The organism is Vreelandella vilamensis, from assembly GCF_031451755.1.
In the GTDB taxonomy this organism is placed as follows: domain Bacteria; phylum Pseudomonadota; class Gammaproteobacteria; order Pseudomonadales; family Halomonadaceae; genus Vreelandella; species Vreelandella vilamensis.
On sequence record NZ_JARWAN010000017.1, the window covers coordinates 72,188 to 81,935 of the forward strand.

A 9,748-nucleotide genomic window follows, 5' to 3' on the forward strand; every position below is an offset into this window, starting at 1 on the left:
CCCTTTTTCCCCTCAGCCTGACGCCTACGATTGCCTCGTCATGGAGTCATCAAATGAAAATTCTGGTTACCGGCCATGCCGGATTCATCGGTTTCCATACTGCTAAACGATTGCTGGAGCGCGGAGATAGCGTCGTTGGAGTTGATAATGTCAATGATTATTACGACCCCGCTATCAAGGAGGCGCGTCTGAAACTGCTTGAACAGACGGCGGCCGAGACCAAAAGCGACTATTTGTCGATTCGTGCCAATCTGGCTGACCAGCAAGCGGTAAAGGAGTGCTTTAACGAGCACCACTTCGACCGGGTCATTCATCTGGCTGCCCAGGCAGGAGTGCGCTACTCATTGGAAAACCCCCAAAGTTATGTGGAAAGCAACTTGATTGGGTTCACCAATATCCTGGAAGCGTGTCGTTACGCTGAGGTTGCCCATCTGACTTACGCTAGCACTAGCAGTGTTTATGGCGCCAATACGCGAATGCCGTTTTCCGAGCATGAAGGGGCCAATCATCCGTTGCAATTTTATGCCGCCACTAAGAAAGCCAACGAGATGATGGCCCACAGTTATAGCCATCTGTTCGGGTTACCGACCACCGGGCTGCGGTTTTTCACCGTTTACGGGCCCTGGGGACGTCCGGATATGGCGCTTTTCAAGTTCACTAAGAACATCCTGGCGGATAAACCCATCCAGGTTTTCAATCATGGCCACCATACCCGCGACTTTACCTATGTAGATGACATCGTAGAGGGCATCATCCGCGCCAGTGACGACATTGCCACGCCTGCGGACGATTGGAACAGCGACAGCCCCGACCCTGCCACCAGCAATGCTCCATTTCGCCTTTTCAACATTGGCAACAACGATCCGGTGACGGTCAGCGTGTATATCGAAGCCATTGAGAAAGCCCTAGGCAAGAAGGCGATTAAGCAGCTGCTGCCCCTGCAACCCGGTGACGCTCCCGATACCTACGCGGATTCAGGTGAGTTGGAAAAGCAGGTCGGTTACAAACCTTCTACGCCAGTCTACCAAGGCGTCGCCAACTTCATCGAATGGTATCGCGATTATTACGCGTTAAGTAAAGATTCGTCGGATGAAGATTCGTTAAACAAAACGGATGTTGTCCTGAACGAAGCGTCTAGCTCGATTGAGTAAAACAACACTCCAATTCTTGTTCTTTTCATACACCCATCTCAGCAGGTAAACCAATGAACGTTACAATTTTCGGGACCGGTTATGTGGGCCTGGTTCAAGGCGCCATTCTGGCTGAAGTCGGCCATCATGTGGTTTGTGTCGATGTGGATGATAATAAGGTCGAACAACTTAAATTGGGCATCATCCCCATTTATGAGCCTGGTCTGGAATCCCTTGTGAAGGAGAATCACGCGGCCGGTCGGCTTGAATTCACCACTGATGCAGTCGCAGGAGTCAAACATGGCCACGTCCAGTTTATCGCCGTGGGAACCCCGCCGGATGAAGACGGTAGCGCCGATCTCAAGTACGTCCTTGCCGTGGCCGCTACCATCGGTGAACACATGGAGCGTGACCGGATCATTATCAATAAATCCACTGTACCGGTAGGCAGTGCCGATAGGGTGCGCACCGAGGTGAAAAAGGTGCTGGAAAAACGTGGTCGCAACGATATCGGTTTTGACGTGGTGTCCAATCCTGAGTTTCTCAAGGAAGGCAGTGCCGTCGTTGATTGCCAGAGGCCTGATCGCATCATTATCGGTACCGAGTGCGACGCCACAATCGACGTCATGCGTGAGCTTTATGCACCCTTCAATCGTAATCGCGACAAGATCATCGTGATGGATGTGAAAAGTGCTGAACTGACTAAGTATGCTGCCAACTGCATGCTGGCCACCAAGATCAGCTTCATGAATGAAATGGCAAACCTGGCCGAGCGGTTAGGCGCCGATATTGAAGCGGTGCGCCAAGGGATCGGCGCCGATCCACGCATTGGCTACCATTTTATTTACCCCGGGGTGGGTTACGGCGGTTCGTGCTTTCCCAAGGACTTGCAGGCGCTTATCCATACCTCGGATGCCATCAATTTTGATGCCAAGCTGCTCAAGGCGGTGGAGTCGCGTAACAAGGAGCAAAAAAATACGCTGTTCCAAAAGATAAGCCAGCACTTTGATGCTCAGCTGAAGGGTAAAACCTTTGCCGTCTGGGGACTTTCGTTCAAACCTAATACCGATGATATGCGCGATGCCCCCAGCCGCGTACTTATGGAAGCGCTTTGGACCGCTGGCGCCAAGGTACAGGCCTATGACCCGGAAGCCATGGAAGAGGCTCAGCGCCTCTACGGCAGTAACGAGCTTCTGACCCTGTGCGGCACCAAGGAAACAGCGTTAAAGAACAGTGATGCCTTGATTATCGTTACCGAGTGGCAAAACTTCCGCGCGCCTGACTTTGAGTTTATCAAGGCTCAGCTCACCGAACCGACCATATTCGATGGGCGTAATCTTTATGAACCACGCCGAATGGTGGCAAAAGGGTTTACCTATTACTCGGTAGGCAGAACCAAACTAGCATTTCCTACTTTATCCTCATCTTCGTACCATCTCTCTGCATCAACAATAAGCGATTAAAAGAGTGGCAAAAACAATAGGGTCATTATCGCTACTTAGGTAAGAGATGAGTTCTGATTAAAAGACAAGGTTTGTCGAGTTTTGAAAGAGGTCATAAAGGAAAGCCCTAGCTTTATTTCTCCACTCTGAATTTCTCAACCTTTTTTTTCCAACCTGTTTTTTCCAACCTATTGGTTTCTGAGTCATCACCACTCGACACTTTTGCTTGAGCTAACTATTCAACGCTAGTTCAGAAGCGCTGGACGCGTGCCGCCTGGTGACCCACTAAGGAGTTATCATGAATTCTAAGAATGCCAACTCAAATCGCCGCTTTTTGTTGATAGCGGGTTCGAGTTATTCCTTGGTCAATTTTCGGGGGCCGCTGGTGCAGGCTTTGCTCAAAGCAGGATTGGAAGTGCACGCAGCGGCACCCGGACTTGTTGATGACCCCACGACTCGCCGGCAGCTCGAGGCCTGGGGCGTTGTGACGCACGATATTCCCATGCAACGAACCGGCTTGAACCCTTTGCGTGATCTTCAAACGCTTCAAGCGCTTTATCGCTTGATACGCAATATTCGCCCGGAAATCGTTCTGGCTTACACGATCAAGCCTGTTGTTTACGGTCTTTTGGCGGCTCAGCTGGCTAAGGTTCCCAAACGTTATGCATTGATCACCGGTCTGGGGTATGCCTTTGCTGGCCAAGAGAGCGGTACGCGTCCTCTGGTCTTTCATTCAGCATGTCGGCTATATGCGGCGGCTCTGAGAAAGGCAGATAGGGTTTTCTTCCAGAACCCCGATGACGAGGCACTATTTCGCGAATTAGGGTTACTTACCGCTTCAGTGCCATCCCAGGTACTCAATGGGTCGGGAGTCGACATGGCGCATTTCACAGTAGCGCCGTTGCCAGAAGGCCCGCCGCGCTTTTTGCTGATTGCCCGTTTGCTTGGCGGAAAAGGCGTGCGTCAATACATAAGCGCTGCACGACGAATCAAGCAGCAGCATCCTGAGGTTATGTTTCAGTTGGCAGGAGATATCGACAGCAATCCCGACAGCGTTACCCAAGAGGAGCTGAATGGTTGGGTGGAGGAGGGGGTGGTCGAACATTGGGGTTGGCTGACTGACGTGCGCCCTGCGATTGCGGATTGCAGTGTTTATGTGCTGCCCAGCTATTACCGCGAAGGCACGCCGCGTTCAATATTGGAAGCCATGGCGATGGGGCGGGCGGTTATCACCACCGATGCACCCGGCTGTCGAGAAACTGTTCTCGAGGGTGATAACGGCTATTTAGTACCGGTAAAAGATGTCGATGCGCTTGTCGAGGCCATGCAGCATTTCATTAATCGCCCTGCGCTAGTGAAAACCATGGGACGGCGTTCCCACGAGATTGCTGAAAATCGATATGACGTCCATAAGGTCAATGCGGTGATGCTGCAAGCAATGGGAATAGAGAGCCCGGCTTTACGCGATAGAACGCGGGACTCCTCGGCACACCCCTCTCTTAATGAAACTTCCCCTGCTTCGTAAGATGGTCCCACTGCCAAGCGATGTAGCAACGAGTCAACGCTCTTCGACATCATGTTCTCATAACAACAAAGGAAATTTACGGATATGGCTTTTTTTTCGGTGGTCATACCGGTTTATAACAAGGTGGCGACTTTATCTGATTCCCTGGATTGTCTGTATCGCCAAACTTTTCGCGACTTCGAAGTGATCGCAGTGGACCACGGTTCCACCGATGGTTCCCTTAAGGTATTACGTGAGCATGAAAAAGCTGGGCTACTAAAGCTTTATCAACGTAGTCCGCCGGGACTGGGCGGATACGCTGCCCGCAATTTCGGTGCTGAAAAAGCCAGCGCAGACTGGCTGGTCTTCTTTGATGGTGATGGCATTCTGCTGTTCGATCATCTGTCGTGTTTTGCCGTTGCTATCGCCCATTACCCGGATATCGCACTATTCATCAATGCCTATCAGAAAATGAAAAGTCAGCAACGCTTGCCATGTATTCAAAGGTTTTCGGCTGGCCGAATGAAGCGCCTAGAAGCCCTGACCGCTTTCGCCTGCTGCGACTTCATTCACATGAACGGTGCTTGCATGCGGCGTGAGTGGTTTCTGTCGCTAGGTGGCTTTCCGGCTGGTCGCTATAGCTGTGCAGGGGATGCCTATTTCTGGTTAAAAGCCCTTTGCGAGCTAGATGAGATTCACTACAACGATACGACCACTAATTTATGGCTGCTTGAGCATAGCGATAACACGCAAGATAAGCGTCATCTGATCAATTTGCATCTCGGCCTGGATCTTTTGCATGACTATGCGTCGCGACTAGGGAGCGATGAACGCCGGCAGTTGCGCTTGGCGATCAATCGTAAGGTGCTCTCCTGGGCCGTGGAGAAAAGTAGTTCCGCTAACCAGTAAGCCTGGACAATAACGTATTAAAGTTAGGCGGGATGAATATGCAGCTACGGCTGGAAGAAATTTCATTGTTGGTGCTCCATGACTATTATGCTCAATTGAACAAAGTTCAGGACCCTAATGATTGTATATAATATAGGAGATGATTTTTTTAGTTCGTTTTTTAAAAAATGAAGTAAAATTATTTTTATGGAAATTAATTAATGTGAAAAAATTAGGTAACAAGAGTTGTTTATATGTCGTTATACGCATAGTTAAAGATCGTTTAACTTAGTGCCAAAAAATGGTAGTGAGTACAATGCATTTTTGCTGCGATAGATGTTTTTTTAAATTAAAAAATGGATCCTATAATTTATAAATTTTACTTTTTATGGAGGTTGTAAATGGAAAAAATTAATGTCTCTGCCATAATGACTGTCAAAAATGGTTCTAGATACTTGGAATCTAGCCTTTCATCAATTTTTTCACAAACTTATCCTCCTCAAGAAATTGTAGTAGTCAATGACGGGTCTGACGATGATACCTGGGAAGTGCTCGAAAAATTACGTTGTACAGCGCCAATTCCGATTACAACCGTTAATACGGAAGGTATAGGACGTTCCAAAGCGTTGAACCTTGCTGTTAATCACGCTCGACACCCGTGGTTGGCTAATATTGACGCTGACGATAAATGGCTTCCAAAAAAATTAGAACAGCAAGCTGTTGCTGTCAGCCTGTTTCCAGAAGCAGAAGTAGTGGTCACAGAAAGCCACATTGTTTATGGAGAAGAAGCTGGAAATTTAACTGATGAAGGTGTTTTTTCAGTCACACCAATGGGGCGTGAAAGCTTTTATGTTCGTAATCCAATAAACCATAGCTCTATTATTTTTTCTAGGAATTTCCTTGAACAGGTTGGGGGCTACGACGAAACATTGGTCCGACAGGTCGATATCGATCTATGGATTCGTGCCCTTAAAAAAGGCTATATATTTTATCGAGTGGATTTGCCTCTTACGATTAAGCGACTTCACGATGGGCAGAGCTTTGAAGTTGGTAATCGATTAGGATACACATTTAACTCATTCAAGATTAGTTTAAAGAAATTATGGCAGCTACAGGCACCCTTTTATTATTTTCCCGTTCCTTTTGTGAAGTTTTTTTATAACAATATTCCAAGGGGTATCCGGCGTTGGCTTGTAAAATAGCCCGAAATACTCCTTCCTGGGCTATCCAGGCAGTTCGATAAGACCAAACATTGGCAACGAAATACGGTAGAGCGCTACTTTGGCTGTCTTAAAGAATTATGTGGCATTGCGATACGCTATGGAAAGTTAGCAATTAGCCTTAAGGTATACGTAGCGTGCGTTGACCGTTGCTTGGTCAAGTTGTCCTATAGAAAGAAGTTAAAGTAAAGACTATTCTTTCATTTAGAATTTATAAGTGTATGAAGTGAATAATAAATAGCCGGACATAATTTGCTGTTAAAAATTGGTGAAAGTTCTTTCAGAAGCGTGCGCTTATTAATAATAATTATAGTTAGCAACGTGCTCCGTCAGTTTCATAGTAGGGAAGGAATTGAAATGGAATACAGAAGAGAAGTGGATGGCTTGAGGGCTATTGCGGTATTGCCGGTGATTCTTTTTCATGCAGATTTCGAGCTTTTCTCGGGAGGGTATGTAGGCGTTGATGTTTTTTTCGTGATTAGCGGATACTTGATTACTTTAGTCATTATCAGTGACCTGGAGAAGCAGAAATTTACGATAAGAAAGTTTTATGAAAGACGGGCGAGAAGAATACTACCGGCTCTTTTTTTCGTTATGCTTTGTTGTATTCCATTCGCTTGGATATGGATGCTTCCCTCACAAATAGAAGATTTTGCTCAGGCGCTTATCGCGATAAGTTTTTTTTCTTCTAATATCCTTTTTTGGAGAAAAGACGATTACTTCGCGCCGGAAGCCGAAGAGAACCCTTTACTACATACGTGGAGTCTCGCAGTAGAAGAACAATTCTACATTTTTTTCCCTATTCTGCTTCTTCTGCTGTGGCGATTTGGAAGAAATCCTATTTTTTATGTTGTGCTTGCCTTGTCGGCCCTCAGCCTGTTGCTTTCCGAATGGGGATGGCGGTATAGCTCGTCTGCAAACTTCTACCTGCTTCCTACTCGAGCCTGGGAACTGGGAGCAGGCGCTATTTGTGCCTTGCTGATGCATGGAAAGTCCCAGCATGAGAATGCGTTACTTAGTGGCTTAGGTTTGTTTCTGATTTTATTTTCTATTTTTTATTATGATGAAACAACTCCCTTTCCTTCGTTATATACATTGGCTCCCGTTGGAGGAACTGCTCTCATAATTTTTTACGGTGCTTCGTCAACGTGGGTAGCCAGATTTCTTTCCTTCCCTGCTTTCGTCGGAGTGGGCTTGATTAGTTACAGTGCGTATTTATGGCATCAACCGCTTTTTGCATTTGCACGTATAAAGTATTTTACGCCTCCCCCTGAAGAAGTGATGATGATTCTGTCTTTCGTATCTTTAGGGTTGGCTTACTTCACATGGCGTTATGTAGAACAACCTTTTAGAAGAAAGTCACTGCCTTTGTTGCCTACTAGAACCGGATTATTTAGCACATCTGGTACTGTCTCATTTGCCTTTGTTTCTATAGGAATGTACGGAGTTTTTACCGATGGGTTGTACAATTTATGGATTAAAAACAATCCTGATTCTTCACATACATACCAGATTGTTAAAGATATCAGATATATCACAAAAAATGGCCCAGGAAGTCAAGAATGTCGGTTTAATAGTTCGGATTTTTCTAGAACTGTAGAGAAACAGCTAATTAGCTGTTACGAAAAACATGGACCTGGTACCGCTGTGCTCGGAGATAGTCATGGAATAGATATTTACAATGGTATGCATTTTCATTATGAAGGAGAGTTTCTTTTTGGATATACCCGTGGTGGATGTCATCCTTATACGCAAGAAGATTGGTGCCAGTATGAAAAAATAACTGATTTCATGGAGAGAAATCCTGAAGTATTTTCAAAATTATTTTATTCGCAAGCAGGGTTCTTTCTGCTTGAGTCAGATAAGGAAAAATCAGATAGAACGATGTTTTCTCATGTGCCTATCACTGATCCCCTAGATCCTGATCAATTTTTGATAAATGACAGATTAATTGATTATGTTTTAAACTATTTGGAAAATTTTACTGAAGTTTCCCGTGTTGTCTGGATTGGTCCACGCTTAGAGCCTCATATAGGGAAAGAATATATAGTAGCTAAAGGATGTGATCACAACTATAGTCTTAGAGAAGGGCAGTACGATGTCTTTAAGAAATTGGATAATAGAATACACGCGATGGCTGAGGATAAAGAAGTTTACTATGTTTCGCAAATCGATGAGGTGCAGTTTAATATAGAAAAAGATTTAGTTAATTGTGACCAGATTTATTGGCAAGATGGAGATCATTGGAGTTTGTCTGGGGCTTCACTGTTTGTCGGTAGAATGATTGATAAATTAAAATAATTTAATATAAATTTAATTTTTTTAGAGTTATTAATACTATTGGAGCACTATTTTAGTGCTTGTAAAATTCCATTTATTCGCTTTGTCGTGCGCTTTCTGTTGATAAAAAATATTTTCCAATATAATCAATATGACTCGCCCGATATCTTATTGAGTTTTTATAAGATGCTTATGGTTTTAAATTACTTAAGCTTGTGAAGAGGATGATTTTATGTCTTTTTTTTCAGTGATTATGCCAGTGCATAATAAGGTCTCGAATTTGTCGGATTCGCTTGAGTGTCTGTATAATCAAACATTAAAAGATTTTGAAATTATAGTGGTCGATGATGCATCAACGGATGGTTCTATTGAGCTATTATTGCGAGAAGAACGCAAGGGAAGACTGCGATTATACCAGCGTGATAAACCTGGTCCTGGTGGCTACGCTGCTCGGAATTATGGTGCACAGCAGGCAACATCCAAATGGCTGGTTTTTTTCGATGCTGATGATTTACTTGTTTATAACCATTTATCTAGATTTGCTGACGCCATTTTGGAAAACCCAACTGTCGAAATTTTTATCAATGCTTTTCGTAAGATGGAAGGAAATAGACTAATACCCCGAAATGAGTCCTTGAAAAATGGAGTCTTGAATCGTCAGGAAGCGTTGGCCGCATTTTCTAAGTCCGATTTTATTCATATGAATGGTGTATGTATACGTCGTGATCGTTTCATGAGTTTGGGAGAATTTCCCGTTGGGAAATACCGCCGTGCCGGGGATGTATATTTTTGGCTAAAAGCTTTATGCAGTTTAAAAATGGTTCATTATGATCCCACTGTTACAAGTATGTGGCTACTACATAATAGCGGTGTAGTAAGCAATAAGAATAATATTGAGCATACTCATCCTTGTTTAGACTTGAAAAAAGAATATGAGAAAGGTCTATCTTGGTCTGAAAGATATTATTTTAGATCGGCTATAAATCGTAAATTGCTTGCTTGGGCAGTGGAGAAAAAGTTAGTAGGTAAATCGATTAAAAAGGATATTTCTTCTTTAATGTTTTTAAATATGCGACCACGTCAATTGTTAACATTAACATCTCTCGTGATACCTCAACCATATTATGGAAAATTAAGGGGGAGAGTTTTAAGTGAAACTCCTCCGATTTTATAATCACAGCTACTAGCTTAATCCCGCCTCATTCATCGCGGCAGTGGTAGGGCCATTATTTAGCGCTTTACGTCTGCATGGTGGGCGCGTTGAGGCTATCGAACGACGTATCG

7 protein-coding genes are annotated in these 9,748 nt (G+C 44.7%); all 7 read left to right on the top strand.

Annotated elements, in window-relative coordinates; translation table 11 throughout:
• The first annotated feature begins 53 nt into the window (after window positions 1–53).
• The 7 genes from QC823_RS11195 to QC823_RS11225 all read left to right on the top strand — a co-directional run bounded on the left by QC823_RS11195 (window position 54) and on the right by QC823_RS11225 (window position 9,638).
• Window positions 54–1,151 carry an NAD-dependent epimerase gene (locus QC823_RS11195; RefSeq protein ID WP_309656429.1) on the top strand — a complete coding sequence of 366 codons (1,098 nt, stop codon included), beginning with the start codon at window positions 54–56 and terminating at the stop codon, window positions 1,149–1,151.
• A 53-nt stretch (window positions 1,152–1,204) separates the two neighbouring features.
• The gene (locus tag QC823_RS11200) at window positions 1,205–2,593 is read left to right on the top strand and encodes a UDP-glucose dehydrogenase family protein (RefSeq protein ID WP_309656430.1); all 1,389 of its coding nucleotides are present in this window, start codon (window positions 1,205–1,207) and stop codon (window positions 2,591–2,593) included.
• Window positions 2,594–2,870: 277 nt separating this feature from the next.
• Window positions 2,871–4,097, top strand: a complete 1,227-nt coding sequence (locus QC823_RS11205; protein ID WP_309656431.1) for a glycosyltransferase family 4 protein — start codon at window positions 2,871–2,873, stop codon at window positions 4,095–4,097.
• An 84-nt stretch (window positions 4,098–4,181) separates the two neighbouring features.
• Entirely contained in the window at window positions 4,182–4,985 is an 804-nt protein-coding gene (locus QC823_RS11210; RefSeq protein ID WP_309656432.1) for a glycosyltransferase family A protein, read from the top strand.
• 380 nt (window positions 4,986–5,365) lie between these two features.
• Entirely contained in the window at window positions 5,366–6,166 is an 801-nt protein-coding gene (locus QC823_RS11215) for a glycosyltransferase family 2 protein (RefSeq protein WP_309656433.1), read from the top strand.
• A 375-nt stretch (window positions 6,167–6,541) separates the two neighbouring features.
• Entirely contained in the window at window positions 6,542–8,485 is a 1,944-nt protein-coding gene (locus QC823_RS11220; protein WP_309656434.1) for an acyltransferase family protein, read from the top strand.
• A 211-nt stretch (window positions 8,486–8,696) separates the two neighbouring features.
• The gene (locus tag QC823_RS11225) at window positions 8,697–9,638 is read left to right on the top strand and encodes a glycosyltransferase family A protein (protein ID WP_309656435.1); all 942 of its coding nucleotides are present in this window, start codon (window positions 8,697–8,699) and stop codon (window positions 9,636–9,638) included.
• Window positions 9,639–9,748: the final 110 nt, after the last annotated feature.

Coding starts and splice junctions, on each gene's coding strand:
- QC823_RS11195 (WP_309656429.1), top strand. CDS start 54: ATGAAAATTCTGGTTACCGGCCATGCCGGATTCATCGGTTTCCATACT.
- QC823_RS11200 (WP_309656430.1), top strand. CDS start 1,205: ATGAACGTTACAATTTTCGGGACCGGTTATGTGGGCCTGGTTCAAGGC.
- QC823_RS11205 (WP_309656431.1), top strand. CDS start 2,871: ATGAATTCTAAGAATGCCAACTCAAATCGCCGCTTTTTGTTGATAGCG.
- QC823_RS11210 (WP_309656432.1), top strand. CDS start 4,182: ATGGCTTTTTTTTCGGTGGTCATACCGGTTTATAACAAGGTGGCGACT.
- QC823_RS11215 (WP_309656433.1), top strand. CDS start 5,366: ATGGAAAAAATTAATGTCTCTGCCATAATGACTGTCAAAAATGGTTCT.
- QC823_RS11220 (WP_309656434.1), top strand. CDS start 6,542: ATGGAATACAGAAGAGAAGTGGATGGCTTGAGGGCTATTGCGGTATTG.
- QC823_RS11225 (WP_309656435.1), top strand. CDS start 8,697: ATGTCTTTTTTTTCAGTGATTATGCCAGTGCATAATAAGGTCTCGAAT.